This window comes from Cyanobium sp. FACHB-13342, assembly GCF_014697415.1.
Taxonomy (GTDB): domain Bacteria; phylum Cyanobacteriota; class Cyanobacteriia; order PCC-6307; family Cyanobiaceae; genus Cyanobium_A.
In genome coordinates, this window is record NZ_JACJRT010000009.1 from 145,418 (window position 1) to 170,176 (window position 24,759).

The 24,759-nt window shown below is 68.5% G+C and carries 29 protein-coding genes; 17 read left to right on the forward strand and 12 right to left on the reverse strand.

The window, feature by feature from the left end:
• From H6G16_RS08825 to H6G16_RS08855, 7 genes are all read left to right on the forward strand, one after another.
• Positions 1 to 3,024, forward strand: coding sequence for a phycobilisome rod-core linker polypeptide (locus tag H6G16_RS08825; RefSeq protein WP_190389941.1), 3,024 nt, complete (start codon positions 1 to 3; stop codon positions 3,022 to 3,024).
• 368 nt (positions 3,025 to 3,392) lie between these two features.
• On the forward strand, positions 3,393 to 3,878 hold the full coding sequence (locus H6G16_RS08830; protein ID WP_190389942.1) for an allophycocyanin: 486 nt from the start codon (positions 3,393 to 3,395) through the stop codon (positions 3,876 to 3,878).
• Between the two features lie 47 nt (positions 3,879 to 3,925).
• Positions 3,926 to 4,414, forward strand: a complete 489-nt coding sequence (gene apcB, locus H6G16_RS08835) for an allophycocyanin subunit beta (RefSeq protein WP_190389943.1) — start codon at positions 3,926 to 3,928, stop codon at positions 4,412 to 4,414.
• 34 nt (positions 4,415 to 4,448) lie between these two features.
• Positions 4,449 to 4,649, forward strand: a complete 201-nt coding sequence (locus tag H6G16_RS08840) for a phycobilisome linker polypeptide (protein WP_190389944.1) — start codon at positions 4,449 to 4,451, stop codon at positions 4,647 to 4,649.
• Between the two features lie 163 nt (positions 4,650 to 4,812).
• Complete coding sequence (locus H6G16_RS08845; protein WP_242036308.1) at positions 4,813 to 6,033, forward strand: FtsW/RodA/SpoVE family cell cycle protein; 1,221 nt, start codon at positions 4,813 to 4,815, stop codon at positions 6,031 to 6,033.
• A gap of 9 nt (positions 6,034 to 6,042) precedes the next feature.
• A complete protein-coding gene (locus H6G16_RS08850; RefSeq protein ID WP_190389946.1) occupies positions 6,043 to 6,789 on the forward strand; it encodes a cytochrome c biogenesis protein CcdA in 747 nt (248 codons plus the stop codon).
• The gene (locus H6G16_RS08855; protein WP_190389947.1) at positions 6,786 to 8,096 is read left to right on the forward strand and encodes a cytochrome c biogenesis protein ResB; all 1,311 of its coding nucleotides are present in this window, start codon (positions 6,786 to 6,788) and stop codon (positions 8,094 to 8,096) included. The genes H6G16_RS08850 and H6G16_RS08855 overlap by 4 nt, the downstream gene beginning before the upstream one ends.
• Here H6G16_RS08855 and queF read toward each other — a convergent pair.
• On the reverse strand, positions 8,093 to 8,518 hold the full coding sequence (queF, locus tag H6G16_RS08860; RefSeq protein ID WP_190389948.1) for a preQ(1) synthase: 426 nt from the start codon (positions 8,516 to 8,518) through the stop codon (positions 8,093 to 8,095). The genes H6G16_RS08855 and queF overlap by 4 nt on opposite strands.
• Positions 8,519 to 8,704: 186 nt before the next feature.
• Here queF and H6G16_RS08865 point away from each other — a divergent pair, with 186 nt between their 5' ends.
• A complete protein-coding gene (locus H6G16_RS08865; RefSeq protein ID WP_190389949.1) occupies positions 8,705 to 9,043 on the forward strand; it encodes a P-II family nitrogen regulator in 339 nt (112 codons plus the stop codon).
• Positions 9,044 to 9,050: 7 nt separating this feature from the next.
• Here H6G16_RS08865 and H6G16_RS08870 read toward each other — a convergent pair whose 3' ends face one another.
• Positions 9,051 to 9,908, reverse strand: coding sequence for a TlyA family RNA methyltransferase (locus H6G16_RS08870; RefSeq protein ID WP_190389950.1), 858 nt, complete (start codon positions 9,906 to 9,908; stop codon positions 9,051 to 9,053).
• A 111-nt stretch (positions 9,909 to 10,019) separates the two neighbouring features.
• Here H6G16_RS08870 and H6G16_RS08875 point away from each other — a divergent pair, with 111 nt between their 5' ends.
• Together H6G16_RS08875 and purB are read left to right on the forward strand one after the other, a co-directional pair.
• On the forward strand, positions 10,020 to 10,205 hold the full coding sequence (locus H6G16_RS08875; RefSeq protein ID WP_190389951.1) for a hypothetical protein: 186 nt from the start codon (positions 10,020 to 10,022) through the stop codon (positions 10,203 to 10,205).
• 55 nt (positions 10,206 to 10,260) lie between these two features.
• Positions 10,261 to 11,556 (forward strand): adenylosuccinate lyase, encoded by a 1,296-nt coding sequence (gene purB, locus H6G16_RS08880; protein WP_190389952.1) that lies wholly within the window; start codon positions 10,261 to 10,263, stop codon positions 11,554 to 11,556.
• Positions 11,557 to 11,676: 120 nt separating this feature from the next.
• On the opposite strand, the gene H6G16_RS08885 is transcribed toward purB, so the two are convergent.
• The gene (locus tag H6G16_RS08885; protein ID WP_190390004.1) at positions 11,677 to 12,108 is read right to left on the reverse strand and encodes a 23S rRNA (pseudouridine(1915)-N(3))-methyltransferase RlmH; all 432 of its coding nucleotides are present in this window, start codon (positions 12,106 to 12,108) and stop codon (positions 11,677 to 11,679) included.
• The gene (locus H6G16_RS08890) at positions 12,108 to 14,855 is read right to left on the reverse strand and encodes a DEAD/DEAH box helicase (protein ID WP_190389953.1); all 2,748 of its coding nucleotides are present in this window, start codon (positions 14,853 to 14,855) and stop codon (positions 12,108 to 12,110) included. The genes H6G16_RS08885 and H6G16_RS08890 overlap by 1 nt, the downstream gene beginning before the upstream one ends.
• A 241-nt stretch (positions 14,856 to 15,096) precedes the next feature.
• Between H6G16_RS08890 and H6G16_RS08895 the strand changes: the two genes are divergently transcribed.
• The 5 genes from H6G16_RS08895 to H6G16_RS08915 are packed head-to-tail and all read left to right on the forward strand — an operon-like array spanning position 15,097 to position 18,479.
• Positions 15,097 to 16,206: an aminotransferase class I/II-fold pyridoxal phosphate-dependent enzyme gene (locus tag H6G16_RS08895; protein WP_242036321.1), complete on the forward strand. Its 1,110-nt coding sequence runs from the start codon at positions 15,097 to 15,099 to the stop codon at positions 16,204 to 16,206.
• Positions 16,197 to 16,880: an alpha/beta hydrolase gene (locus H6G16_RS08900; RefSeq protein WP_190389954.1), complete on the forward strand. Its 684-nt coding sequence runs from the start codon at positions 16,197 to 16,199 to the stop codon at positions 16,878 to 16,880. The genes H6G16_RS08895 and H6G16_RS08900 overlap by 10 nt, the downstream gene beginning before the upstream one ends.
• On the forward strand, positions 16,877 to 17,656 hold the full coding sequence (locus tag H6G16_RS08905; RefSeq protein ID WP_190389955.1) for a methyltransferase domain-containing protein: 780 nt from the start codon (positions 16,877 to 16,879) through the stop codon (positions 17,654 to 17,656). The genes H6G16_RS08900 and H6G16_RS08905 overlap by 4 nt, the downstream gene beginning before the upstream one ends.
• On the forward strand, positions 17,653 to 18,327 hold the full coding sequence (bioD, locus tag H6G16_RS08910) for a dethiobiotin synthase (protein ID WP_190389956.1): 675 nt from the start codon (positions 17,653 to 17,655) through the stop codon (positions 18,325 to 18,327). The genes H6G16_RS08905 and bioD overlap by 4 nt, the downstream gene beginning before the upstream one ends.
• Complete coding sequence (locus tag H6G16_RS08915; RefSeq protein WP_190389957.1) at positions 18,324 to 18,479, forward strand: hypothetical protein; 156 nt, start codon at positions 18,324 to 18,326, stop codon at positions 18,477 to 18,479. Before bioD ends, H6G16_RS08915 begins: the two co-directional genes overlap by 4 nt.
• Positions 18,480 to 18,496: 17 nt before the next feature.
• On the opposite strand, the gene H6G16_RS08920 is transcribed toward H6G16_RS08915, so the two are convergent.
• Positions 18,497 to 18,763, reverse strand: a complete 267-nt coding sequence (locus H6G16_RS08920) for a DUF3143 domain-containing protein (protein ID WP_190389958.1) — start codon at positions 18,761 to 18,763, stop codon at positions 18,497 to 18,499.
• The gene (locus H6G16_RS08925; RefSeq protein ID WP_347238840.1) at positions 18,760 to 19,287 is read right to left on the reverse strand and encodes a J domain-containing protein; all 528 of its coding nucleotides are present in this window, start codon (positions 19,285 to 19,287) and stop codon (positions 18,760 to 18,762) included. Before H6G16_RS08925 ends, H6G16_RS08920 begins: the two co-directional genes overlap by 4 nt.
• A 63-nt stretch (positions 19,288 to 19,350) precedes the next feature.
• On the opposite strand from H6G16_RS08925, the gene rsmG reads away from it, so the two are divergent.
• Positions 19,351 to 20,106 (forward strand): 16S rRNA (guanine(527)-N(7))-methyltransferase RsmG, encoded by a 756-nt coding sequence (rsmG, locus tag H6G16_RS08930; protein ID WP_190389959.1) that lies wholly within the window; start codon positions 19,351 to 19,353, stop codon positions 20,104 to 20,106.
• On the opposite strand, the gene H6G16_RS08935 is transcribed toward rsmG, so the two are convergent.
• From H6G16_RS08935 to H6G16_RS13235, 6 genes are all read right to left on the reverse strand, one after another.
• Complete coding sequence (locus H6G16_RS08935) at positions 20,084 to 21,310, reverse strand: aldo/keto reductase (RefSeq protein ID WP_190389960.1); 1,227 nt, start codon at positions 21,308 to 21,310, stop codon at positions 20,084 to 20,086. The two genes, rsmG and H6G16_RS08935, sit on opposite strands and share 23 nt — an antisense overlap.
• Positions 21,310 to 21,705: a ferredoxin gene (locus H6G16_RS08940; RefSeq protein ID WP_190389961.1), complete on the reverse strand. Its 396-nt coding sequence runs from the start codon at positions 21,703 to 21,705 to the stop codon at positions 21,310 to 21,312. The genes H6G16_RS08935 and H6G16_RS08940 overlap by 1 nt, the downstream gene beginning before the upstream one ends.
• Positions 21,706 to 21,725: 20 nt before the next feature.
• The gene (locus tag H6G16_RS08945) at positions 21,726 to 22,115 is read right to left on the reverse strand and encodes a DUF1257 domain-containing protein (RefSeq protein ID WP_190389962.1); all 390 of its coding nucleotides are present in this window, start codon (positions 22,113 to 22,115) and stop codon (positions 21,726 to 21,728) included.
• Between the two features lie 20 nt (positions 22,116 to 22,135).
• Positions 22,136 to 22,354, reverse strand: coding sequence for a DUF2997 domain-containing protein (locus tag H6G16_RS08950; RefSeq protein ID WP_190389963.1), 219 nt, complete (start codon positions 22,352 to 22,354; stop codon positions 22,136 to 22,138).
• 81 nt (positions 22,355 to 22,435) lie between these two features.
• The gene (locus H6G16_RS08955) at positions 22,436 to 23,191 is read right to left on the reverse strand and encodes a HEAT repeat domain-containing protein (RefSeq protein WP_347238844.1); all 756 of its coding nucleotides are present in this window, start codon (positions 23,189 to 23,191) and stop codon (positions 22,436 to 22,438) included.
• Positions 23,192 to 23,296: 105 nt separating this feature from the next.
• A complete protein-coding gene (locus H6G16_RS13235; protein WP_254931229.1) occupies positions 23,297 to 23,422 on the reverse strand; it encodes a hypothetical protein in 126 nt (41 codons plus the stop codon).
• Between the two features lie 68 nt (positions 23,423 to 23,490).
• On the opposite strand from H6G16_RS13235, the gene H6G16_RS08960 reads away from it, so the two are divergent.
• A complete protein-coding gene (locus H6G16_RS08960) occupies positions 23,491 to 24,759 on the forward strand; it encodes an MFS transporter (protein WP_190389965.1) in 1,269 nt (422 codons plus the stop codon).

Here is a 24,759-nt window from a genome sequence, read left to right on the forward strand (position 1 = left end):
ATGACCGTGACCGCCAGCAGCGGCAGCACCAGGGTTTCACCCCAGCGCTACGACACCCTGCCGCTCTCCAGCGTCCGTCAGGCGGAGCAACAGGACCGCTTCCCCGACGGCGGGGAACTCGACACCCTGATCGCGTTCTTCCAGAGCGGACAGCAGCGGCTCGAAGCCGCTCGCCGCATTTCGGAAAACGCCGACTTCATCGTGGCCAAGGCGGCCAACCGGATCTTCTCCGGCGGTACGCCGCTCTCCTATCTCGATGCCCCCCTGAGCATCGGTGCCAGCGGCGGCGGCGGCGACGCCACGCCCCTCGCCGCTGACCAGGCCGCCTTCCAGCGCTCGGTCCAGACCTTTGCCCAGGGCACGGGCAGTTCCAACGGCAACCTGATCTCGCGGCTGCTGGAGGGTGCCGGTGGCGATGCGGACGTGCGCGTCGTGCTGCCCACGGGCTTCAGTCCGATCGCCGTGGGGCGCTACGGCACCGACCGGATGCGCAAGTCGCTGCGCGACATGGCCTGGTTCCTCCGCTACGTGGGCTATGCCCTGGTGGCCGGCGATCCGAGCATCCTGGCGGTCAACACCCGCGGCCTTCGCGATGTGCTGGAAAAGGCCTGCTCTCTAGCCGCTACCAACGTGGCCCTTCAGGAGATGCGCGCTGCAGCGGCAGGCCTCTGCAAGGACAATCCCCAGGCCCGCCAACTGGTGATCCAGTACTTCAACGTGCTGATCGCCGAGCTGGAGGTGGCCACCCCCTCCACCCGTCAGCGCCTCGGCAGCCCAGAGAACCAGGGCCTGCAACTGCCCGCCACCTACGCCCTGGCTGCCGATGGCAAGCAGCGTTTCATCATGCGTCCGCGGCTGAGCGGCGCCCAGAAGGCCGAAGTGATCCGGGCCGCCTACCGCCAGGTATTTGAGCGCGACATCGCCAAGGCCTACAGCCAGATGCCCTGCCCGGTGGAGGCCACCCAGGTGCGCCAGGGCCAACTCTCCATGCGGGAATTCATCCGCGCCCTCGGCCACAGCAAGGAGTACCGCCAGCAGTTCTACGGCCGCTTCTCCAACAGCCGGGCCGTGGAGCTGGCCTTCCGCCATTTCCTGGGTCGGGGCATCAGCTCCCGGGAGGAGTTCACCCGCTACTTCGACATCGTCAGCGCCCAGGGCCTCAACGGTCTGGTGGATTCCCTGATCAACACCCTGGAATACGCCCGCGTCTTCGGGGAAGAAACCGTTCCCTACCTGCGCGATCTGGGCGAAGAGGCCCAGGAGAGCGCCGGCTGGGGCTCCAACCGGAAGCTGTTCCGTTTCAGTGCCCCGTTTGAAGGCGCACCCCAGTACGTCACCCTCTACGCCTCCTACCGCCAGCCCTTCCCGGATCAGCACGCCTATGGCGGCGGCAACGATCCCCTCGCCCTCAATTACGGCGCCATCTTCCCCTCAGGTACCGCATCGGTGGCCACCCGCCCCGTGCCCTACGGCTATGACAGCCGTCGGATCCTGATCGGCAACGGCCTCTCCCAGCCTGGCCAGATGGACAGCGTCCAGTTCCGCCAAGCCAAGCCCCGCCGGGTGGGTCCGAAGGTGGTACGGCTGCAGCAGATCGCCACCGGCGGCAGCTCCGTGCCCCGCCGCGGCGGCCAACCCAGCGTCCGCGGAACCGAAGCCAGCACCCAGGCGGTCATCAACGCCGTGTACGTGCAGATCCTGGGCAACGCCGGCTACGCCGGCGAACGCAACAAGGTGGAGGAGATCAAACTCGAGAATGGCGACATCAGCCTGCGCGAGTTTGTGCGTCAGGTGGCCCGTTCCACCGCGTTCCGGCGCCGCTACTGGAGCGGCCTCTACATCACCAAAGCCATCGAGGTGATGCACCGCAGGATCTTGGGGCGTCCCACCTTTGGCCGCTGGGAAATCGACGCCTATTTCGACACCGCCGCCCGCTCTGGCTTCTACGGCGTGGTCGACAAAATGCTGTCCAGCCGTGAATACAACGACTGTTTCGGCGAAGACACGGTGCCCTATGAGCGGTTCATCACCGCTGGAGACCGCAATGCCCGGAAGGTGCCTGGCCTGAACCGCCCCTTCAATGCGGCGGCCTACGCCGACCTCAGCGCCGGAAAGCGTCCCGACGTGGCAGCGCCGCAAAGCCTGCGAACCACGACGGACGTGGTGTCCAGAAACCTGGCTGATCGGCCGCGCGTGGTGATGGGGGGCTGGAGCGCCCAGATCGCCGGCGGCGAAACCATGGCAGCGCCGACCACCCCCGTTCCAACAGGCCCCGGCAGTGTCCGCCAGGCTCCGGCGCCCAACCGCCGCTGGAAGCAGACCCCGGCCACCTCAACCGGCTTCTGGAGCTCCACCCCGGCGGGTGCTCCCTCCACCTCCACCACCCGGCCCCTGATCAGTGGCGAATGGCGGGCGGCCGTGAGCAGTGGCCAGACCAGCGGTCTCGCCAGCCAGCCCGGTGCCGCCATGGCCAAGGCGATTCAACCGGGCCGGCCCCAAGGTTTCGGCCGGCGCCAAAGCGTCGGACGCCCCGTCCGACTCGGCCGCACCACCACCGAAACCCAGGTTCAAGAAGCCCTCGAGACGGTGTACAAGCAACTGCTCAACCGGGTTCCCTTCGCCGCTGAACGGCTGAATGATGCCGAATCCCAATTCCGCAACCAGCAGCTCACGGTGGCGGAGCTGGTCACCCAGATCGCCGGCAGCGACCTGTTCCAGCAACGCCTCAACCGCATGGCACCGCTGCGGGCAGCGGCAGCGGCCTACCTTGCCCTGCTCGGACGGGCCGCCCAGCCCCAGGAAGTCAGCGTCTTCCTAGCCACCAGAGCCAACCGCGGCCAACAGGCAGCGATTGATGCTCTGCTCAGCAGCCAGGAATACGCGCAAGCCTTCGGTCAGGACACGGTGCCCTACATCCGAGGACTGGCCACCGCCGATGGCATTCCACTGGCGACCGTGAATCGAACCGCCCAGCTCTACGGCGGCAACGCCGGCCTCACCCCCGGTCCCAAGGCGGCCATCTGAGCCCCAGGCCCGCCGCCAGCCAGCCCATCGGCAATGCAAACCTCCCGGATACCAACCGGGAGGTTTTTTGATGAAAAGAAATAACAATGGCCGCAAAGATCGGGTCGCATCGTGAAACGAGCGAGCCAATCAGCGCGACTGAATGGTGAACAATTGCTGCGGCGGCGCTCTATCAGCAACAGGCGCCAAAGCCATTGCGGGACAAGGGGTTTCCCGCCCGCTAACGCCGTGAAGAACTGTTACCGCACCCCGAGGCTGCGCGACCCGTTGCCACAGAATGCTTGGGCGATCGGCGCGAGTCGATCACTCCCTTACCCACCGGATACCGGTCTCCGTCAAGGCGGCCGCTTGTTTCGAGGCAGAACTGCATGAGCATCGTCTCCAACTCGATCATCAACGCGGACGCCGAAGCCCGCTACCTCAGCCCTGGCGAACTCGACCAGATCAAGTCCTTCGTGGGCGCTGGTCAACGTCGTCTCCGCGTTGCTCAGGTTCTCAGCGAGAGCCGCGAGCGCATCGTCAAGACCGCGGGCGGCGCCCTCTTCCAGAGGCGCCCCGACGTCATCTCCCCTGGCGGCAGCGCCTATGGCGAGGAAATGACCGCGTCCTGCCTGCGCGACATGGACTACTACTTGCGCCTGGTGACCTACGGGATCATTGCCGGTGACGTGACGCCCATCGAGGAGATCGGCATCATCGGCGCCAAGGAGATGTACCGCTCCCTGGGAGTGCCCCTCGATGCCATGGCGGAATCCGTGCGTGAAATGAAGTCGGCGGCCATGGGCCTGCTCACCGGCTCTGACGCCGAAGAGGCTGGCTTCTACTTCGACTACGTCGTCGGCGCCCTCTCCTAAGCACGTCCGCTTCTCCGCACTTCGCCTCTCCGCACCCAGCAGGATTCATGCAAGACGCCATCACCAACGTCATCAACCAGGCCGACGTTCAAGGCCTGTATCTCGACGGCTCAGCCATGGGCCGCCTGGAGCAGTACTTCGCCAGCGGTGAGCTGCGGGTGCGGGCTGCTGCCACCATCAGCGCCAACGGTTCGGCCATCATCAAAGAAGCCGTGGCCAAGTCGCTGCTGTACTCGGACATCACCCGTCCCGGCGGCAACATGTACACCTGCCGTCGCTATGCGGCCTGCATCCGCGACCTCGACTACTACCTCCGCTACGCCACCTACGCCATGCTGGCGGGTGACACTTCGATTCTCGATGAGCGGGTGCTGAACGGCCTCAAGGAGACCTACAACTCCCTGGGTGTGCCCATCGGTGCCACCGTGCAGTCGATTCAGGCCATGAAGGAAACCACCGCCGCCCTGGTGGGTCCTGATGCCGGTCGTGAAATGGCCGTCTACTTCGACTACATCTGCTCCGGCCTGGGCAACTGATCCCTGCCATCGGCACACCCCGAGGATCACTCCCATGCGTCTGTTCAAGATCACGGCCTGCATCCCCTGCCCGGAGAAAAGCCGCTCCCAGCGCGAGCTTCAGAACACCTACTTCACCAAGTGGGTGCCGTTCGACAGCTGGTTCGCTGAGCAGCAGCGAATCATGAAGCAGGGCGGCAAGATCCTCAAAGTGGAATTGGCTACGGGCCGGCGCCAGCAAAACGTCGGCAACTGAGCACTCGTTCAGCGACGTTCGCGACGACAAACCCTTCAAGCCCGGCTCCGGCCGGGCTTTTTTGTTGGCCACCGATTGCGGCGCAGGGGTCGACAACCACCCCCCGGACACGGCTCAATGGGGCCTCAGGATGGTGCCGCCCAGGCCACCCCCACTCCCTGCTTTGGCCCGCACCGCAGACCCCTCCCGCAGCAGCGCCCCAGCCAACAAGCGCCCCCCCAGCCGGGGGGCCAATGGCGCCGGATTGCTGCCCCTTCCCTGGCACCAGTGGCCCGCAGAAGCACGCCTCCTGCTTGGCATGGTGGCCCTGTGGAGCGTGATCGGGCTTCTGGTGCTCACCTCTGCCAGCTGGTGGGTGGCCGAGCGGGAAATGGGGGATGGGGCCTTCTATCTCAAACGCCAGCTGATCTGGATGGGGGCGAGCTGGGGGCTGCTCTGGCTGGGTCTGCGCACGAGCCTGCGCCGCTGGTTGCACCTGGCACCCCTGGGGCTCTGGGTGGGCATCGTGCTGATTGCCGCAACCCTGGTGATGGGCAGCACCGTGAATGGGGCCAGCCGCTGGCTGGTGGTTGGGCCGATCCAAGTACAGCCCTCCGAGCTCGTGAAACCATTCGTGGTGCTCCAGGGAGCTGCCCTCTTCGCCCATTGGCGGCGCATCGGGGCCGACCAGAAACTGCTCTGGCTCGGTGTGTTTGGGGCCCTGATCCTGCTGATCCTCAAACAGCCCAACCTCAGCACGGCCGCCCTCAGCGGCCTGCTGCTCTGGCTGATGGCCCTGGCCGCTGGCCTCTCCCTGCCCCTGTTGTTGGGGGCCGCCGCTGGGGGGGGAGTGCTGGGCACCGCCAGCATCCTGGTGAACGAATACCAGCGCCTGCGGGTGGTGTCGTTCCTCGATCCCTGGCGCGATGCCCAGGGCGATGGGTACCAACTGGTACAGAGCCTGATGGCCATCGGCTCAGGAGGATTTCTGGGGGAGGGCTTTGGACTGTCAACCCAGAAGCTGCAGTATCTGCCGATCCAAAGCACCGACTTCATCTTCGCGGTGTTCGCCGAGGAGTTCGGCTTTGTGGGCTCGGTCGTGTTGCTCCTGTTCCTCCTGCTCTTCGGCTTTGTGGGCCTGCGGGTGGCCCTGAGCTGCCGCAGCAACCAACAGCGCCTGATCGCGATCGGCTGCACCACCTTGCTGGTGGGCCAGTCGATCCTCAACATCGCCGTGGCCAGTGGCTCCATGCCGACCACCGGCCTGCCCCTGCCGCTGATCAGCTACGGGGGCAACTCCCTGATGGCCAGCCTGCTGGTGTGCGGTCTGCTGATCCGCTGCTCCCTGGAAGCTGGCGGCCTCGCCCCCACCCCCCGACGCCGGCGCACCGCAGCTGCCCGATAGGCTGGGGACATGATCAGCCTCGGGCCCCAACTGGCCGATTGGGCCCGCAGCAGCGAAGCCCTGCTGCAGCAATCCCTGGCCAGTCCCACGCCCACCACACTGGCGGTGGTGTTCGCCGGTGGGCTGCTCACCAGCCTGGGTCCCTGTTCCCTGTCCCTGCTGCCGGTCACCCTGGCCTATCTGGCCGGCTTTGGGGCGAGTGCCGCCCCTGACGCCAGTCGGCCCAGCCAGCCCCCCTGGCAGCGCAGTCTCTGCTTTGCCGCCGGCATCGTCGGTGCCCTGGTGCTCCTGGGTCTGGTGAGTGGGCTGCTAGGCCGCATCTATGGCCAGATTCCGGGCCTGATTCCCACCGTCGTGGCGGTGTTGGCTCTGCTGATGGGACTCAACCTGCTCGGCCTGCTCAAATTGCGCCTGCCCGCCGGACCTGATCCGGATCTCTGGCGCCGCAAGGTGCCGGCCCCCCTGGCCCCGATCGCCGCGGGCCTGGCCTTCGGACTGGCCGCCACCCCCTGCACCACCCCGGTGCTGGCGGTTCTGCTGGCCTGGATGGCGCAGAACGGCAAGCCCCTGGTGGGCATGGTGCTGCTCACCAGCTTCGGAGCGGGCCAGGTGGTGCCCCTGCTGCTGGCCGGCACCGCCGCCGCCAGCCTGCCGGGCCTGCTCAGCCTGCGCCGCATCGGCCAATGGGTGCCGCCGATCAGTGGCGTGGTGTTGGTCACCACCGGGGCCCTCACCCTGGTGGCCAATTGGCGATGACGGGCTTCACCAAAGGCTTCACCAGGCTGCTGGGCTGGATCTCCGATCTGCGCCTGGCAATCGTGCTGCTGCTGGTGATTGCCATCGCCAGCGGCGTGGGCACCGCCATTCCCCAGCGGGAAACGGCCGCGTTCTACCACCGGCTCTATGACCCCCAACCCTGGCTGGGTGTGCTGAACGGCGATGGGGTGATGGCCCTGCAACTCGACCACGTGTATTCCAGTGGCTGGTTTCTGGGCTTGCTGGCCTGGCTGGCCCTGGCCCTACTGCTGTGCAGTTGGCGGCGCCAGTGGCCGGCCCTGCAGGCCGCCCTGCGCTGGATCGACTACCGCTCACCGCGCCAGCTCAGCAAGCTGAGCGTGGCCGAAAGCCTGCCCAGTCAGAGCCCCGGCACGAGCCTGAACAACCTGGCCACCCTGCTGCAGAACGAGGGCTGGCAGATCCAACTCCAGGACGGGCGCCTTGCCGCCCGCAAGGGCGTGCTGGGCCGGGTCGGTCCCCTGCTGGTCCATGCCGGCATGGTGGTGCTGATGCTGGGGGCGGCCTGGGGGGCCGTGGCCGGCCAGCGTGCCGAGCAATACCTGGCCCCTGGCCGCAGCCTGGAACTGATGGACAGCCGCGGCAGCAGCCAGCTCACCCTGGCCCTCGATGGCTTTTCCATCCAGCGGGATCCGGCCGGAAGGCCTGAGCAATTCACCTCCCAGCTGCGCATCCTCGACGGGGACGGCAGCGACGGGGCCCTGCTGAAGCAGGCCGAGATCAGCGTCAACCACCCCCTGCGGTTCCAGGGCGTGACCCTGTACCAGGCCGACTGGGCCCTGGCCGCGATCACGGTGCAGCTCGGCAAGAGCCCCTTGCTCCAATTGCCCTTGCAGAGCTTCCCCCAACTGGGCGATCAGGTGTGGGGGCTGGTGCTGCCGACCCGCCCCGATGGCAGCGAGCCCGTGCTGCTCAGCCTGGGCAGTGAACAGGGCCCCGTGGATGTCTACGGCGCCGACGGCAGCTTGCTTAGCCAGATCGCCCCCGGCGGTGAACCGGTGGAGGTGAAGGGTCTGCCCATCCGGGTGGAGAGCGTGCTTCCCGCGAGCGGCATCCTGCTCAAGCGCGACCCCGGGGTGCCGCTGGTCTACGCGGGCTTCGCCATCGCCCTGGCCGGCGGCGGCCTCAGCCTGCTCGCCACCCGCCAGCTCTGGGCCATTGCCGAGGCCCCCTCCGGCCAGGGTGGCCAACTGCACGTGGCCGGGCTCTGCAACCGCAACCTCACGGGCTTTGCGGCGGAACTCCCCCAGCTGCTGGCCCAGCTCTAACAGGGCAATCTGGATCCATGGCTCACCCGCACCACCGTGTGCACGTTGCCGCGGGGATGGAAATCAGCCTCCAGCTGCATCCACTGGGGATCGGTGGCCGCCACCAGGTCGTCGAGGATCCGGTTGGCCACCTCCTCATGGGAGATGGCGCGGTCGCGGTAGCTGTTCACGTAGAGCTTGATCGCCTTGAGCTCCACCACCCGGGGGCCGGGCTGGTACAGCAATCGCAGCACGGCGAAGTCGGGATAGCCCGAAAAGGGGCACTTGCAGGTGAATTCCGGCAGTTCGATGGAGATCTCGTAAGGCCGGCCGGGCCTGGGATTGTCGAAGCAGATCAACGCGGCGTCGGCGATGGCCCGCTCGCCGTACAGGGGCGTCTGGGTGAGGGAGGAAGCGCCGGCAGTGGCGGGGCTGGAGGACATGGGAACGGAAAGGCCAAGTCGGCCAGAGCCAGGCGGCGATCCTAGGGAGAACACCACGCACCACCGGTTGATCAGGCCTGTAACAACCGCTACGACGACCCCCGCAAAGCTCGGGCCTAATGGAGCAACTCCCTCCCAACGGCAGGGATTTCCTGAGAGACTGTCTATTCAGCCCGAGCTGTTCCCATGAAAAAAGTTGAGGCCATCATTCGTCCCTTCAAGCTCGAGGACGTCAAGATCGCGCTCGTGAATGCGGGGATCGTTGGCATGACGGTGAGCGAGGTGCGCGGTTTTGGCCGTCAGAAGGGCCAGGTGGAGCGCTACCGCGGCTCGGAGTTCACCGTGGAATTCCTCCAAAAACTCAAACTGGAAATCGTCGTTGACGACGACAAAGTGGACACCGTGGTCACGGCCGTTCAGGACGCCGCCCGCACCGGCGAGATCGGCGACGGCAAGATCTTTGTGAGCACGATCGACTCGGTGATCCGCATCCGCACCGGCGACCGCGACAGCGGAGCCATCTGAGCCGGTTTCAACGGTCAGAGGGAGTCGCCCTGGTGGCCAGCGTGCTGGCCACCAGGGCTTTGATGTGGTCAGGACTCACCGTGGCGCCCTGCTCATCAACCTGAGATCCAACATCCCGGCGCCGCAGCCAGAGCAGATATTCATGGTTGCCCGCCGGGCCGGTAATCGGCGACGCCACCAGCCCGCAGGCGTGCAGCCCCAGGGCCGCGGCCGCCCCAATCACGCCCGCAATGGCATCGCCATGGGCAGCGGGATCGCGCACCACCCCGCCCTTGCCCACCCGGGCCTTGCCCACCTCAAACTGGGGCTTGACCAGCAGCACCAGATCCGCCTGGCCATCGGGCTGAAGCAACCCCAGCAGGGCTGGCAGCACCAGGGCCAGGGAAATGAACGACACATCGGCCACCGCGAGGTCGGGCCAGGGGTCGTCGGCCCCGTAGAGATCAGCGGGGCTGAGATGGCGCAGGTTGGTGCGCTCGCGCAACACCACCCGGGGATCGCTGCGCAGGCTCCAGGCGGTCTGGCCGTACCCCACATCAATGCCGTAGATGCGGGACGCCCCGTGTTGGAGCAGGCAATCGCTGAAGCCGCCGGTGGAGATGCCCCCATCCAGGCAGACGCGCCCGGACACCGTCAGGGGGAAGGTGTCGAGGGCCATCAGCAGCTTCTCACCGCCGCGGGAGACGAATCGGGGGGGCCGCTGCACCTGGAGCTCCGCCTCCGGCAGCACCTCCGTGCCGGGTTTGTCGAGCACCCGGTCACCCAGGCGCACCCGTCCGGCGCGAATGAGCTGCTGGGCCTGCTGACGGCTGACGGCCAAGCCGCGGGCCACGAGCTCCAGATCCAGACGTTGCTTGCGGGCCATGGCACTCGCGCTTTTGTGATCAAACCACAACGCAAACGGAACACATTCCAAGCAACGGGGCACTCCCACCAAAACCCGTCAGAGGATGGTCCCCAACGATCTGCAGCGGCCATGGCCAACAACGTGCTGGAGCTGCTCTACCCCGGCAGTTTTGTCAAACTGCGCAACCAACCACCTGACCTGCCGCCCTTCCAGCTGATCCAGTGCCGCGGGGGCCGCTGCTGGGTGCGGCAGCAGGCCTGGGGCCAACTGGTGCATTGGGAAGTCTCCCACCGCCAGCTCACCACGGCGGCCTGACCAGACTCCAGGGGGCGCCCCCATACATTGGTCTGGATGTGAGCCAGGCGCGGCCTTGATCGAGCGTTACACCCTGCCCGAGATGGGCGCCATCTGGAGCGAGGAAGCGAAGTTCCAGAGCTGGCTGGATGTGGAGATCGCGGCCACGGAGGCCAACTGCGAGCTGGGCCGGGTGCCAGCCGAAGCCGTGGCCACCATCAAGGAGAAGGCCTCCTTCAGCGTGGAGCGCATCCTCGAGATCGAGGCCGAGGTGCGGCACGACGTGATCGCCTTCCTCACCAACGTGAATGAGCACGTGGGCGATGCGGGCCGCTACATCCACGTAGGCATGACCAGCTCGGATGTGCTCGACACCGGCGTGGCCCTGCAGATGAAGGCCTCGGTGCAGCTGCTGCGCACGGAGCTCGACAAGCTGGCCGATGCCCTGCGGGAGCTGGCGCGCGCCCACAAGGGCACCGTGATGATCGGCCGCTCCCATGCCATCCACGGCGAACCGATCACCTTCGGGTTCAAGGTGGCCGGCTGGCTGGCGGAGGTGGTGCGCAACCAGGAGCGCCTCGAGCGCCTCGAAACGGTGGTGAGCGTGGGCCAGATTTCCGGGGCGATGGGCACCTACGCCAACACCGATCCCCAGGTGGAGGCGATCGCCTGCGCCAAGCTCGGACTGGAGCCGGATACGGCCAGCACCCAGGTGATCTCCCGCGATCGCCACGCCGAATACATCCAGACCCTGGCCCTGGTGGGCGCCGCCCTGGAGCGGTTCTCCACCGAGATCCGCAACCTGCAGCGCACCGACGTGCTCGAGGTGGAGGAGAACTTCGCCAAGGGACAGAAGGGCAGCTCGGCCATGCCCCACAAGCGCAACCCGATCCGCAGCGAACGCATCGGCGGCCTGGCCCGGGTGCTGCGCAGCTACGTGGTGGCGGCCCTGGAGAACTGCGCCCTGTGGCACGAGCGCGACATCAGCCACAGCTCCGTGGAGCGCATGATGCTGCCCGACTGCTCCGTCACCCTGCACTTCATGCTGCGGGAGATGACGGACGTGGTGAAGGGCCTGGGGGTCTACCCCGCCAACATGGGCCGCAACATGAACGTCTACGGCGGCGTGGTGTTCAGCCAGCGGGTGCTGCTGGCCCTGGTGGGGAGCGGCATCAACCGCGAAGACGCCTACCGGATCGTGCAGCGCAACGCCCACACCGCCTGGAACACCGAGGGGGGCAACTTCCGCGCCAACCTCGAGGCCGACACCGAGGTGACCAGCCGCCTCAACGCCGAGCAACTGGCCGAGTGCTTCTCCACCGACCTGCACCAGGAGAACCTGGGCGTGATCTGGCAGCGGCTGGGGATCTGAGCAGGCAGCGACGCACGAGCTGTGAGCGAGGGCGTCAACCGAGAGGCGCCCTCCCAAACCAACGAAGCCACCCGAACACCGTTCTTGATTCCGTGCGTTCTGTACAGGATCAAGGACGCTTCACTTGTGATAAGGCCCGCCCTGTTGAATCGTGAGGGCCCGGTAGAGCTGCTCAAGCAGCAGCAGGCGGGCGAGATCGTGGGGAAAGGTCATCGGTGAAAGGCTGAGGCGCCAGCTGGCACGGGCCTTGAGGGCTGGATCAATCCCATCAGCGCCGCCGATCACCAAGGCCAGGCGCACGGAACCTGAGCCCTCAAGCCGCTGGGCAAAGGCCACTGAATCAAAACTCTGGCCTTCCTCGGTGAGCACCACCAGCTGCTCCTCCGGCCGCAGGGCAGCGGTGATCGCTTCGGCCTCGCGGGCCATGCCACCATCGCGGAGCTCCAACACTTCAAGCCCCGGCAACCGCTTGAGATAAAGCGCCACCCCTTCGCTCACCCAGCCCTTGCGCACCTTGCCGATGGCAATGATGCGAATCCGGGCGGGATTGATCACGGCATCGGGCGCTCGATCGCCGGATCCAGCTGACCGTTTCCGCTGGCCAGCAGATCCTCGATCTCGCACACCGGGAAGCGGTTGATCGCCTTGAGGGCGGCGCGGGCCTTGGTGCGCAGCTGCTCGCTGATCGCCTCGCAGTAGGGCACCTGGGCCAGCAGGTCGACGGTGCGGCGCAGGATCCGCACCACATCGCCCTCATCGAGAGAGGTGTTGGCAATCACGTCGCTCCAGCTGGCCCCCTTCGCCCAGGCGTGCACCAGGCCGGTGAGCTCTGGCTCCCACCAGAGCGGGAAGGTCACCTTGGCGTGCTCCTGCTGGCGCTCCAGCTCGCGGCGCAGCCCGCGCAGATCGTGCAGGGCCTCCTCGGCGGCGGGGGGCGGCGGAAAGCCGCACCACAGATCGGGCCGATTCACCTCGGTGGAGATGGCCTCAAACACGGCCGCCAACTGGGGCGGATCGAGCTCATCGAGATGGCCGCTCATCAGGGCCAACCCCAGCCACAGCTCGTTGTCGCCGCGCAGGGCCGCCACGGTACGGCCCACCTCGGTGGGCTCCAGGCCATCGGCCCCCGCCAGCGCCCCAAAGAAGCGCAGCACCTCGATCAGGGCCAGGAAGGTGTCCCAGTGGCGGTTGGAGCGGAAGTGCAGCAGCCGCTGGCGCTCGTCGATCTCCAGCTGCAGTTCCTCCATGCGCCGGCGGTGCTTCTTGAGCTGGCGCCGGTCGCCCCAGCGGTGGGCCGGATGCAACTCCAGCTGCTCCTCCAGCTCGTGCACCAGCCGGGCATGGGCCTGCACCTCGCCGGCCAGGTCGTACTGGGGAGTGACCATGTCATGCCGGCTGGCCATGGAGGCCACCGCCAGGGCCAGGCCACCACTGGCCTGGTCACCGTGGCGCAGCTCGCCGGCATGGCGCAGCTCGGGCGCGTCCACCTGGCTCACCTGCAGGCAGCTGAGCTCGGCATGGAGGGCCACCACGGCACCGCAGGGCAGCAACAGCCACACGTTGTCGTCGGTGAGGCACTTGAGCAGGGGGAACTGGCCTGGCCCCTTGACCTTCTCGACGATCACCGCCGGCGTCACCCGACCGCGCAGCTGGGGGGCCTTGAGGCTCACCAAGGTGCCCTCACTGGCGAACTGCAGGGCGAGGGTGAGCTCGTGGGCGAGGGTTTCCTCGGCCTGCTGCTGCAGGATCCGCAGGATGCGGCGCTCCTCGCGCAGGTGGCCCCGCTGTTTCTCGTAGTCCTCAAAGTCGTCCCAGGGCACCTCGCCGGAGCCGTCCTCCAGGCTCTCGAGCTGCTGCATCAGCTGGGCGATGCGGGCCTCGTCCTCGGCCAGATCCAGGGTGGCCAGGTAGCGGCCAAAGCTGCGCTCCACCAGCTCCTTGGCCTTGGCCAGGTCGTAGCGCTGCAGCAGGTTGAGCACCATGCCGTAGCTGGGGGTGAACTGGCTCACCAAGGGATCGGCGGGGGCCGTGGCCAGCTGGCCCGCCTCGCGCACGCCCTCAAAGCGGCTCTGCACCGTCACCACATAGCCCTGGGAATCGAGCCCACGGCGGCCGGCCCGGCCGGCCATCTGCAGGAATTCACTGCCCATCAAGGCCCGGTGGCCCCGCTCGGTGCGTTTGGAGAGGGCCGAGATCACCGTGGTGCGGGCCGGCATGTTGATGCCGGCGGCCAGGGTTTCGGTGGCGAACACCACCTTGATCAACCCCTGCTGGAACAGCTCCTCGATCAGCTCCTTCCAGGCCGGCAGCACACCGGCGTGGTGCGCCGCGATGCCCCGCAGCAGGGCCTCGGCGTGGCCACCCTCCCGCACGGCCTCGGGGGTGGTCGCCACGAAGGCATCGAGCCTGGCCTTGATGCGGGCCTGCTCCGCCGGCGTGACCAGGGTGGCCTTGCCCAGCTCCTTGACCCCCTTGTCACAGCCGCGGCGACTGAAGATGAAATAGATGGCGGGCAGCATGTCGCGCTCCGCCATCTGGGCCACCACAAAACCGAGCGGCGGCGCTTCGGGTTGGGGGGGCTTGGGCGTTTTCGGGCCCTTGCGGTGGCTGCCCTTGGGGGCGCGCCACACCTTGCAATTGGGGTGCAGCCCCGTGCCCTCGTCGTTGAGCAGGGGGTGCAGGCCCTTGGCACTGCAGAAGCTGAAGGCCAGGGGCACCGGCCGGTAGTCGCTGAACACCAGCCGGGTGGGGCCATGCACCCGCTCGATCCAATCGGTGAGCTGACCGGCATTGGCCACCGTGGCCGATAGGGCCACCAGCTGGATGGGCGGCGGGCAATGGATGATCGATTCCTCCCACACGGTGCCCCGCTGGGAGTCGTTCATGTAGTGGCACTCGTCCAGCACCACCGCTTCCACGCCCTCGAGGGGGTCATCGCCTGAATCGGCTTCCGCGTAGAGCATGTTGCGGAAGATCTCGGTGGTCATCACCACCACCTGGGCCTCCCGGTTGAGGCTCAGATCGCCGGTGAGCAAGCCCACCTTGTCGGCGCCGAACTGGTGGCGGAAATCGCGCAGTTTCTGGTTGGAAAGGGCCTTCAGGGGCGTGGTGTAGAACACCTTCTGGCCATGGGCCAGGGCGCGGTAGATGGCGTACTCCCCCACCAGGGTTTTACCGGAGCCCGTGGGGGCACTCACCACCACCGAGTGGCCCTGGTTGAGGGCGTCGATCGCTTCCAGCTGGAAGTCGTCGAGCGGGAAGGGAAAAATCGCCCCCGGATCCAGCACCGAATCAGGCACGCTGCTGTCGGAGCTGTGTCATCACCCCATCCTATGGGCCCCAGGCCTGGCCCAGCCCTGCCCTGCCTGGGCCTAGCGTTTGGCTGACGCGGCCAGGTCATTGGGATCCAGGTCATTGAGATCCAGCCCCTCGGGCTCCAGCACGCTGTGGCGTGACGACCTGCAGCGACAACTCGCCGCGATCACCCCCGAGCGACGCCGGGCGTTGCGCAGCTTCAAGCCAGGTGAGGCCCCCGGCTCCTTGGAAGCCGCCAGCCTCCCCACCAGCGCCGCTGCGAATCCAGCCGTCCCCTTGCTGGATCTGGCCAGCAACGACTACCTCGGCCTGAGCCGCCACCCCAGCCTGGTGGCGGCAGCCCAGGCCGCGGCCGAGGCAGAGGGAGTCGGTGCTGGGGCGTCCCGCCTGGTGAGCGGCAGCCGGCCGGTGCATGCCCAGCTGGAAACAGCCCTGGCCAGCTGGCTGGGACGGGACCGGGTGTTGCTGTTCCCCAGCGGCTTCCAGGCGAACTTGGCGGCGGTGACCGCCTTGGCCGATCGTCACAGCCTGGTGCTGGCCGACCGGCTGATCCACCACTCCCTGCTCAGCGGGGTGCGCGCCAGCGGCGCCCGGCTGCAGCGCTTTGCCCACAACGACCTGGCCGCCCTGGAGCAACGGCTGCAAGCCGCCCGACGGGATCGGCCCCACCAGCGCCTGCTGGTGCTGAGCGAAAGCCTGTTCTCCATGCAGGGCACCAGTCCGGAGGTGGGGCCCCTGGCAGCCCTTTGTGCGAGTCACGGTGCGGCCCTGCTGCTCGACGAAGCCCACGCCCTCGGGGTGCTGGGACCCGGCGGCCGGGGCCTGGGCTATGGCCTCAACGGGGAGGGAGGCCAAGCCGAGATCGCCCTGATCAGCGGCACCTTCGGCAAGGCCTTCGGCAGCGGTGGGGCCTTCCTGGCCGGCGGCAACCTGGTGATGGAGTGGCTGCTGCAATGCAGCGGCCCGTTCCGCTACACCACGGCCCTGGCGCCGCCCCTGGCCGCCGCGGCCCTGGCGGCCCTGGCCTGCCTGCAGGCCGCCCCCCGTGGGGTGCAACTGCTGCAACGGGCCGCGCGCTGGCGCACCGCCCTGGAAGCGGCGGGCTGGCCTCGCCCCCCCGGCACGGGCCCGATCCTGCCGCTGCTGGTGGGGGATGACGGCTGCGCCCTAGCCCTGCAGCAACGGCTGGAGGACGCGGGTCTGCTGAGCGTGGCCATCCGTCCGCCGACGGTGCCCGAGGGCACGGCACGCCTGCGGCTGGTGCTGCGTCATGACCTGCCGGAGGGCAGCCTGGAGCGGTTGCTGACAGCCCTCGGAGACCCACCATGCAGGTGATCGCCATGCACGGCTGGGCCGGCGATGCCCGGGGCTGGGAACCCTTCCTGGATGCCTGGCAGCGGCGCAGCTGGCACTGGCAGTGCGGCGACCGGGGCTATGGACCGCGGCCCCCCGAGACCGTGGCCTGGCGGCAGAACGCGGGCCCGCGGGTGGTGATCGCCCACTCGCTCGGCTCCCATCTGGTGCCACCCGCCGTGCTCCAGCAGGCCGATGCGGTGGTTCTGCTGGCCAGCTTTGGCCGTTTCGTGCCCGAAGGCACCGCCGGCCGCCGTCTGCGAGCCGCCATGGCGGCGATGGCCGAGCAGCTCGCCTCAGACCAGGCCAGCGCCATGCTGCAGGCCTTCCTGGACCGGGCCGCTGCCCCCCAGCCAGCCAGCCTGCTACCGCCCGGCATCGCGGCCGCCCCCCTGGGCGATGCCGGACGGCAGCGGCTGCAGGACGACCTGGCCCTGCTGGCGGCCACCACCGGGCTGGCCCCGGCGTTTCCGCCCCACGCCCGGGTGCTGATCGTGGAAGGGGGCGCCGATCAGATCGTGGTCCAGGAGGCGCGCGCACTGCTGCGCGATGCCTTACCCGCAGCCGACACCCTCGTGCTGGCCGGGGTGGGGCACTGCCTGCTGAGCCCGGCGTTGGTGCCCCTCGTGTGCGGCTGGATCGAGGGACTGCCGTGACATCCCCTTCCTTCAGCAGCCCTGGATTCAGCAGCCAGGTGGGCGCGCGCTTCAGCCGCCAGGCTCCCAACTACACCCACCAGGCCCGCCTGCAGCAGGGGGTGGCCTGGCGGCTGGCCCACCTCTGCGCCCCCCTGCCCGTGCCGAACGGCCCCCGGGCCGACCTGGGCGCCGGCAGCGGGTTGGTGGGCCAGGCCCTGGACTGCCAGGGGCTGGCCGGACCCCTGCTGCAACTCGATCTCTGCGCGGAGCTCCTGGCCCACAATCCCCTGGCTGGAGCGGACCGCGCGCTGGTGTGGGACCTCAACCAGGGGCTGCCCCAAGCCCTGCAGCAGGCCGCCCTGCTCACCTCCAGCTTTGCCCTGCAGTGGCTCGAGGACCCCGCTGCCCAGCTGCAGCACTGGTGCGGCGCCTTGTGCCCGGGCGGATGGCTGGCCCTGGCGGTGCCCACCGCCGCCAGCTTCCCCCAGTGGCACCATGCCGCCACGGCCGCCGGGGTGCCCTGCACGGCCCTGCCCTTGCCCCAGGCCGAGGTGCTCCTGGCCGCCGCCAGACGCGGGGGTCTGGAGCTGATGCACAGCCACCGGCTGACCTTCAGCCGCACCTACGGCAGCGGCCTCGGCTTTCTGCAACAGCTGAAAACCCTGGGGGCCAGCGCCAGCCGCTCCCGTCGCCTGAATCCAGACCAGCTGCGCCGGCTCTTGGACAGCTGGCCTGGCCATGGACGGGTGAGCTGGGAGGTGCTACTGCTGCTAGGCCAGCGGCGATCGCGATGAGCGTGCCCCAGCCCCACCAAGCGGCGCCCCAACTGGTGATCTGCGGCACCGACACCGACGTCGGCAAGACGGTGGTGAGCGCCCTGGTGGTGCAGGGCCTCGGGGCCCACTACTGGAAGCCGGTGCAGAGCGGTCTCGAGGGCGGGGGTGACAGCGGTCGGCTGCAAGCGCTGCTGCAGCTGCCGGCCGAGCGCCTGCTGCCGGAGGCCTACCGGCTGCGAACACCGGTGTCGCCCCACTGGGCCGCCGAACAGGAGGGCATCGCCATCGACCGGGCCCGGCTGACCTTGCCGGCGGTGCCGGGCCCCCTGGTGGTGGAAACCGCCGGGGGGCTGCTGGTGCCGTTGCGGCGCGACTGGCTCCAGATCGACCAGCTGGCGGTCTGGGGGCTGCCGGTGCTGCTGGTGGCCCGCAGCGGCCTGGGCACCCTCAACCACACCCTGCTGTCGGTGGAGGCCCTACGCCGCCGCGCCATCCCCCTGCTGGGCCTGGTGCTGAACGGCCCCCTCCATCGGGACAACCCCGCCACCCTGGCTTCCCTGGCCCAGACACCGGTCCTAGCCCAACTCCCGCCCCTGGACCCCCTCACGGCCCCAGCCCTGGCCACCCAGTGGCAAGCCCAGAACCTGGGCCATAGCCTGGCCCTGGCCCTGAACCACCGGCACCCATGACCAAACAACACTGGCTGGTGAGTGGCGTGCTGGTGCTCCTCTGCGGCGGGGTTCTGGTGCTGTTCACCGACGTCGAAGACTCCCTGACCCGCTGGATTAACTGCGGCCCCATCGCCACGGAGGCCGAGCGCCGCAGCACCATCTGCCGCTGACCGCGGTTCAACAACGCCTAGGGGCCCGCCAGGATCACGGCCTCGGCATCGGCACGGGACAGGCCGTAGGGGAAGTGGCGAACCGACACCTGACCATCGCGGTGCCAACTCACCTTGAGCTCCTCCACCTCCAGCTCGATCTGGGCACTCCATTCCGGACGATGCAGATCCCAGAGACAGGGGTTGGCGCGCTGGCGACTCGCCCCCAGCTCCCCGAGCCAATGCTCCAGGGCCGGCAAGGGGTGGTGATACAGGGGCGTTTCGGGAGTGGGCAAATCGGTCATGGCACCAACCCTGTCATCTTGGGGGATCCGGAGTCGGGCCCGGCGGACACCGCCGCTTCGCTGCCCACCACGACCGCAGACTCGCTCCACCAGGAGGGCCACTGCACCAGTTCGACGCCGCGCATCCAGGCCACCCCCACCCCGAGCACCAGGCTCACCAGCAGGGCGAATCCGAGCAACAGCAAGGCGAGCCACTCCCCGCCGGAGAGATCGCGCCGCACCGAGGCCGGCCTGGGAGCCGGGGCTCCCGGCGGCGGGCTCGGGGGCCGGAGCGGCGGTGCGGGATGGAGCTGGGCGTCGTAACGCTGCCGCTGGGCGGGATCGCTGAGCACCGCATAGGCCTGCTGCAACTGCTGGAAGGCAGCCGCCGCCTCAGCCGGCGGCAACACGGTGGTGTCGGGGTGGTAGCGCTTGCTCAGCCCGCGGAAGGCCTGCCGCAGGTCCTGCGGCGACGCCGTCTCCGGCACCTGGAGCAGGGCGTAGTAGCTGGTTGGGGACGGGGGTGGAGAACTGGCCAATGGCACCGCACCGGCGAGGACATCCGGTCTGCGGGATCCTAGAGATCAGAAACCCCATCGCCACGCTGGATGGCCCGCACCCTCATCGGCACTGTCCTCTGGCAGGAGCTGGGCTGGCAGCCCAGTCCTGGCCAGGAGCAGTTGCTGCTCGACCTGCAGGACCAACTGCGCCAGTGGAACGGCCGGGTCAACCTGACCCGCCTGGTGGAGGACGACGACTTCTGGATTGCCCAGGTGTTCGACAGCCTCTGGCCCCTGGTGCCCCTGCTGCAATCGGCCGCAGCCCAGGAGCCCCTGCGGCTGATCGACGTGGGCACGGGCGGGGGCTTCCCCGGCCTGGCGCTGGCAATCGCCTTCCCCCAGGCCCAGCTCACCCTGGTGGATTCGGTGGGTCGCAAGGTGGACGCGGTGCGGGCCATGGCCGAGGCCCTGGGGCTGGGGAAGCGGGTGAGCCTGCGCTGTGAACGGATCGAGCGCACCGGCCAGCAGCAGGCCTGCCGGGGCCAGTTCGACTGGGCCCTGGCGCGGGCCGTGGCCAGCGCGCCCGTGGTGGCGGAATATCTGGTGCCCCTGCTGCAACCCCAGGGCCGGGCCCTGCTGTATCGCGGCCAGTGGTCGGCCTCCGACCAAGGGGATCTCGACGCCGCCCTGGCCCCCCTGAAGGCCGCAACCGAGCGCTGCCTGGCCCGGGAGCTGCCCGGTGGCCGGGGCGTCCGCCACGCCCTGGTGGTGCAGCCCCTGGCCCCCTGTCCCCGCACCTACCCCCGGGCCGTGGGGGTGCCGGCCAAGCAACCCCTGGGGGTCAGGAGGTCATCAGGCGATTGACGGGCTGGCCGCCGAGCCGATCGCGCAGACGCCGCAGCAGTCCAGGGATGTGATCCACCCAGGGGCTGCCGGCCAAGGCCGCCCGCAGCTCGGCCTCGTTCACCGCATGGTCCAGCAGATCGGCGCTCTGCCCGGGGAACCAATGGCCGCCGCGCCCGAGCAAGCCGTAACGGGCCCGGGCAAAGCTCTCCAGATCCCAGGCCTCCAGCAGGTTGTGCAGCCAGAGCAGAACCTTCACATTGAGCTCCCCAGGCAGCTCCGACCACTCCGGCAGGCCCTGCTCCCAGCTGGCCAGCCAGGCCGGATCAAGGGCGTCCCGCCGGGCCTGCTCCAGCCTCGCCTGCACCGGCACCACCAGGGCCTGCGCCTGCTCCAGCCGGGCCACCGCCTCCAGGTGGAGGTCGAGGTCGTCGGGGTGGGCGGCCCCAACGCTGAGGGTGTGCACGGCGGGCGCTCCTGAACAGCCGGATTCCGCCAGGCAGAAGAGATCGTTGAACACAATCGGATGCAGGGGCGCACACAGCTCACGCAGCGGGGCCGAGGGGGTGTGCAGGTGGCCGCCCTTGTCGGTCGGGCTGATGACAAACACACCCAGGTCGTGGGCCCGGGCCAGCTCGAGGGCGGGACGGTTGTCCTGAAAAATGAAGTACCAATGCAAGTTGACGTAGTCGAAGGCATCGCTGGCGATCGCCTCACAGATCAGGGGCAGGGGGGCGTGGGTGGAGAAGCCCACATGGCCAATCCGTCCCTCGGCCTGCCAGCGGCGCAACACGTCCCGGCAGCCACCCGGCCGCAGGCTCTGCTCCAGATGCTCGGGCAGGTTGAGGCCGTGGAGCGTCAGCAGATCCACCCGCGCCACCCCCAGCCGCTCGAAGCTGGTGGCGAGTTCCGCCTCGAAGACCGCCGGATCGGCCTGGGGCGGCACTTTGGTCTGCAGGATCCGCAGGGGATCGGGCACCTGGTCGAGCAGCCAGCCCAGCTGGCGCTCCGAGGTTCCGTAATGACGGGCCGTCTCAATGTGGTGGAGGCCCGCCGCAACCGCCTTCTCGAGGATGGCCCGCAGATTGGCCTGGCTGGCCGCGCTGATCTGGTCAGGCGGCAGGTCGGTCCAGCTGTGCTGAAAGCGCATGCAACCCAGGGAGAGCACCGGCATGGCCAGCTCGGTCCGTCCAAACCGCCGGGTGGGCAGTTGGGCCGATGGCATCAGCCCGCGTCCCGGCGGGGCAGGGTGCGCTTGAGCCGGGCCGGAGTGGGCACCCCGAGGGGCAAAATCTCTTGGCCAGCCAGCTGTTGCTCCAGCTCAGGCAACTGCTCATAGGGCACCCAGTGAATGCAATCCACCGGACAGGTGTCGATCGCCTCCTGGATCAAGGCCGTGGAGTCTCCGTCCTGCCGGATCGCCCGGGAACGGCCCCAGTCGGGCTCCACCACAAAGGTGTTGACGGCCACGTGGGCGCAATAGCGGCAGCCGATGCAGACGGCCTCATCCACCCACACCGCTTTCTGACGCAGGGATCCACCCAGCAGCGGCTCCAGACCGGTGCGGGTGGACTCCGGTGCTTCCGCGATGGCGGTGAAAGCCAGGGAGGGATCGACCATGGCGACGGACGTCAGGGGACCTAGGCCCAGCGGGTCACCACCAATTCGATGCTGCCGTCCTGCTGCTGGGTTTGCTCACACACCTGAAATCCCTCTTCCGTGGTCGCCGCCAGGATGCTGCGCAGGGCGTAGCGCTGGTTGAGCTGGGCCACAAAGCGCTCCACCGGCACCGGCTGGCTCCAAAGATCGAGGTCGGTGACGAGCTCATAACTGCCGGTGGCGGGGTTGAGGCGGAAGCCGATGTCGGCACCGTTGACCTGGGTCACCGCGAGCTGGGCCTCCAGGGTCTGGCCGCGGTAGCCGCGCACCTGCAGGGAACCCTCCCGGGGGGCATGGCCGAGGTCGCTCAGGGCCTCAAGCAAGGCCTGGCGATCACGCAGCTCGGTCTTGATGGTGCTGAAGTGGGACATCGGTTCGGAATGCTCGGCGTTTACGGGAGCGGGACGGGATTGACCAGGGGCTGTCCAAGGGGCTGGACCTGGCCTTGGACCTGGAACGCCTCAGCCGTGCTCTGGCGCTGCTGCACAGCACCGAGCCTGGCCTCGATTCGTTCGGTGAGCTGCTCACAACCGAGCCCCCGAACCCCTTCCACCAGCTCTTCCACCCGACCATCGGGCAGGATCCGAAATCGGATGGTCTGATGGTCCATCCCTGGCCTGATCAGGTCCCGAGATGTTAACCGTGTTTTCCAGGGGGCGGGTGCCCGCGGCCTCCACGCCCCAGCCGCCTCTCAGCTGAGCAGGCCTTCATCCACCAGGGTTTGCAGCCGGTCGAGCACCTCGGGTTGCTCGAGCTGCTCCAGGGCCAGTCGGGCCTCATCCCGCACGCCCGATTCCGCATCGTGAACCATGGCGTGCAGCAGGGCCTCGACCACGACCTGCTGGCGGGGCTCCACCAGATCGCCGTAGAGCCGCCCCAGGGCCCAAGCACTGTTGCTGCGCACCGCCGGCTCACTGTCGATGCGCAGGCTGAGCAGCAGCTGGGCCGCCGCCGGATCGGCCTTGGCGGGGCCGGTGCAGCCCGCTTCGGCCAGGGAACTGGCCGCCCAGAGCCGCACGGCGGCAATGTCCACCTGCAGGGAGCGGATCAGGGGGTTGAGCACCGGGGCTTCGGGATAGTTGCCCAGGCTCCAGGCCACCGCCTTGCGCACATAGCCGTTGTCATCGGAGCCCAGCAGGGACAGCAGGGGCTCCACCGCCAGGGGGCTGGGATTGCGACCCAGGGCATACACGGCACTCATCCGCAGGATCGGGCAACTGGCCTCCAGCAGGGGCAGCAGCAGCGGCAGGGCCCGGGGATCCCGGTGCTCACAGAAGATCCTCAGCCCCTGCATGCGCTGGTCATGGCTGCCGGCATCCGCCCCCAGCCGCAACAGCTGCAAACCGAGGTCGCACTCCGCCGCCACATCGGAAGCGCTGGGATCCTGGGTGTCCAGGTCATCGAGCGGATCGCCGAGCAGCTCCTGGGCCAGCTCCTGGGCCAGCACCTCGGGATCGAGGTAGAGCTCTTGAGGACTGTCGCCGAAAGGCCCGCTGGACGTCGGCTCGGGCTGCGCCGGTTCGGATTGCGGAGAAGGGCTCACGACACTGTCTCAGCCGATCGGGGCAGGGGCAGCCATGTCGCCGGGCAACCAGATGCGGGCACTGACCGCAAACAGAGCAAGCCCGAAGAGCACCACGATGGCGGCTGGCAACAGGGTGGAGCGAAAGAATTGCACAGCCTTGGGGGAGAGCGGGCGCCTGGTCCCATCATCGCCCCTAGTGTTCGCCGATCTGCCCCCCTGTGATGGCCCCGACCCCCGGCACCTGGCGGCGCCTCACCGCGGTGGCCGCGGAAGGCGTGGCCAGTGGCACGCCCTACATGGTGGGCACCAAGCTGCTGCAGGGCTGGCTCACCGCCTCCGGGGTACCCCTCGGCCTGATCGGCCTGCTCGCCTACGCCGAGCTGCCCTACACCTTAAAAATGATTTGGGCGCCGGCCCTGGACCGCTGGCCCATCCCCTGGCCCGACCGGCGACGCGGCTGGCTGCTGCTGCTCCAACTGCTGCTGGTGGCCGTCATCGGGGCGATGACCTTCCTAAGGCCCAGCCAGGACCCGGCCAGCCTGACGGCGATTGGGGCCATGGCCCTGCTGCTGGCGTTCGTGAGCGCCACCCAGGACATCGTGGTGGATGCCTACCGCACCGACCTGCTGCCCGAACAGGAGCGGGGGGCCGGGGCCGCCGCCACCACCCTGGGTTACCGCGGGGCCATGCTCGCCATCGGGGCGGGGGGCTTCATCCTGGCGGGCCGCTTCGGGTGGCCCCTGGCCTTCGCCGGCTCGGCGGTGCTGATGCTGCTGGTGGTGCCCTTCACCCTCACGGCTCCGCCACTGCCGCCGATCCAGCACCAGGTCACCAGCCTGCGCCAGGCGGTGGCCGGGCCAGCCCGGGAATTCCTGCACCGCACCGGCCGGGGCCGGGCCGTGATGCTGCTGGCCCTGGTGCTGCTCTACCGCTGGCCCGACGGCCTGCTCAACGTGATGGCCGTGCCCTTTCTGATCCAGAAGGGCTTTTCACCGGAGGTGGTGGGTTCGGTGCTGGCCGGCTGGGGCATCGGCGCCACCATCGTCGGCACGATCCTGGGAGGGGTTTTGTTCGCCCGGCTGGGCATGAACCGCTCCCTCTGGATCTTTGCCCTGGTGGGGGCCGCTGGCAACCTGTCCTATTGGGCCCTGGCCAGCTTCGACGGCGGCCCCGCGGCCCTGTTGCTGGCGGTGGGCCTGGAAAACCTGGGCGGGGGGCTGGTGGGCGCCGCCTTCGTGGCCCTGTTGATGAGCCTCTGCAATCCCCGTTTCTCCGCCACCCAATACGCCCTGCTCTCCGGGGTCTACGCCCTGAGCCGCTCAGTACTCGCCGGCCAGGCGGGCTTCGTGGCTCAAGGGGTGGGTTGGAGCAGCTTCTTCCTGCTCACCGTGGCCTCCTCGCTGCCGGCCTTCCTGCTGATGGCCTGGCTGACACCCTGGAATGGGAATGGGGCCAAGGGAGCCTTCGATCCCGCCAAGGACCCCACCTGA

Coding starts and splice junctions, on each gene's coding strand:
- H6G16_RS08935 (WP_190389960.1), bottom strand. CDS start 21,310: ATGCCATCGGCCCAACTGCCCACCCGGCGGTTTGGACGGACCGAGCTG.
- H6G16_RS08960 (WP_190389965.1), top strand. CDS start 23,491: ATGGCCCCGACCCCCGGCACCTGGCGGCGCCTCACCGCGGTGGCCGCG.
- queF (WP_190389948.1), bottom strand. CDS start 8,518: ATGTCCTCCAGCCCCGCCACTGCCGGCGCTTCCTCCCTCACCCAGACG.
- H6G16_RS08825 (WP_190389941.1), top strand. CDS start 1: ATGACCGTGACCGCCAGCAGCGGCAGCACCAGGGTTTCACCCCAGCGC.
- H6G16_RS08865 (WP_190389949.1), top strand. CDS start 8,705: ATGAAAAAAGTTGAGGCCATCATTCGTCCCTTCAAGCTCGAGGACGTC.
- H6G16_RS08945 (WP_190389962.1), bottom strand. CDS start 22,115: ATGTCCCACTTCAGCACCATCAAGACCGAGCTGCGTGATCGCCAGGCC.
- H6G16_RS08900 (WP_190389954.1), top strand. CDS start 16,197: ATGCAGGTGATCGCCATGCACGGCTGGGCCGGCGATGCCCGGGGCTGG.
- H6G16_RS08870 (WP_190389950.1), bottom strand. CDS start 9,908: ATGGCCCGCAAGCAACGTCTGGATCTGGAGCTCGTGGCCCGCGGCTTG.
- H6G16_RS08840 (WP_190389944.1), top strand. CDS start 4,449: ATGCGTCTGTTCAAGATCACGGCCTGCATCCCCTGCCCGGAGAAAAGC.
- rsmG (WP_190389959.1), top strand. CDS start 19,351: ATGGCCCGCACCCTCATCGGCACTGTCCTCTGGCAGGAGCTGGGCTGG.
- H6G16_RS08875 (WP_190389951.1), top strand. CDS start 10,020: ATGGCCAACAACGTGCTGGAGCTGCTCTACCCCGGCAGTTTTGTCAAA.
- H6G16_RS08920 (WP_190389958.1), bottom strand. CDS start 18,763: ATGACCGATTTGCCCACTCCCGAAACGCCCCTGTATCACCACCCCTTG.
- H6G16_RS08850 (WP_190389946.1), top strand. CDS start 6,043: ATGATCAGCCTCGGGCCCCAACTGGCCGATTGGGCCCGCAGCAGCGAA.
- H6G16_RS08855 (WP_190389947.1), top strand. CDS start 6,786: ATGACGGGCTTCACCAAAGGCTTCACCAGGCTGCTGGGCTGGATCTCC.
- apcB (WP_190389943.1), top strand. CDS start 3,926: ATGCAAGACGCCATCACCAACGTCATCAACCAGGCCGACGTTCAAGGC.
- bioD (WP_190389956.1), top strand. CDS start 17,653: ATGAGCGTGCCCCAGCCCCACCAAGCGGCGCCCCAACTGGTGATCTGC.
- H6G16_RS08915 (WP_190389957.1), top strand. CDS start 18,324: ATGACCAAACAACACTGGCTGGTGAGTGGCGTGCTGGTGCTCCTCTGC.
- H6G16_RS08940 (WP_190389961.1), bottom strand. CDS start 21,705: ATGGTCGATCCCTCCCTGGCTTTCACCGCCATCGCGGAAGCACCGGAG.
- H6G16_RS08830 (WP_190389942.1), top strand. CDS start 3,393: ATGAGCATCGTCTCCAACTCGATCATCAACGCGGACGCCGAAGCCCGC.
- H6G16_RS08950 (WP_190389963.1), bottom strand. CDS start 22,354: ATGGACCATCAGACCATCCGATTTCGGATCCTGCCCGATGGTCGGGTG.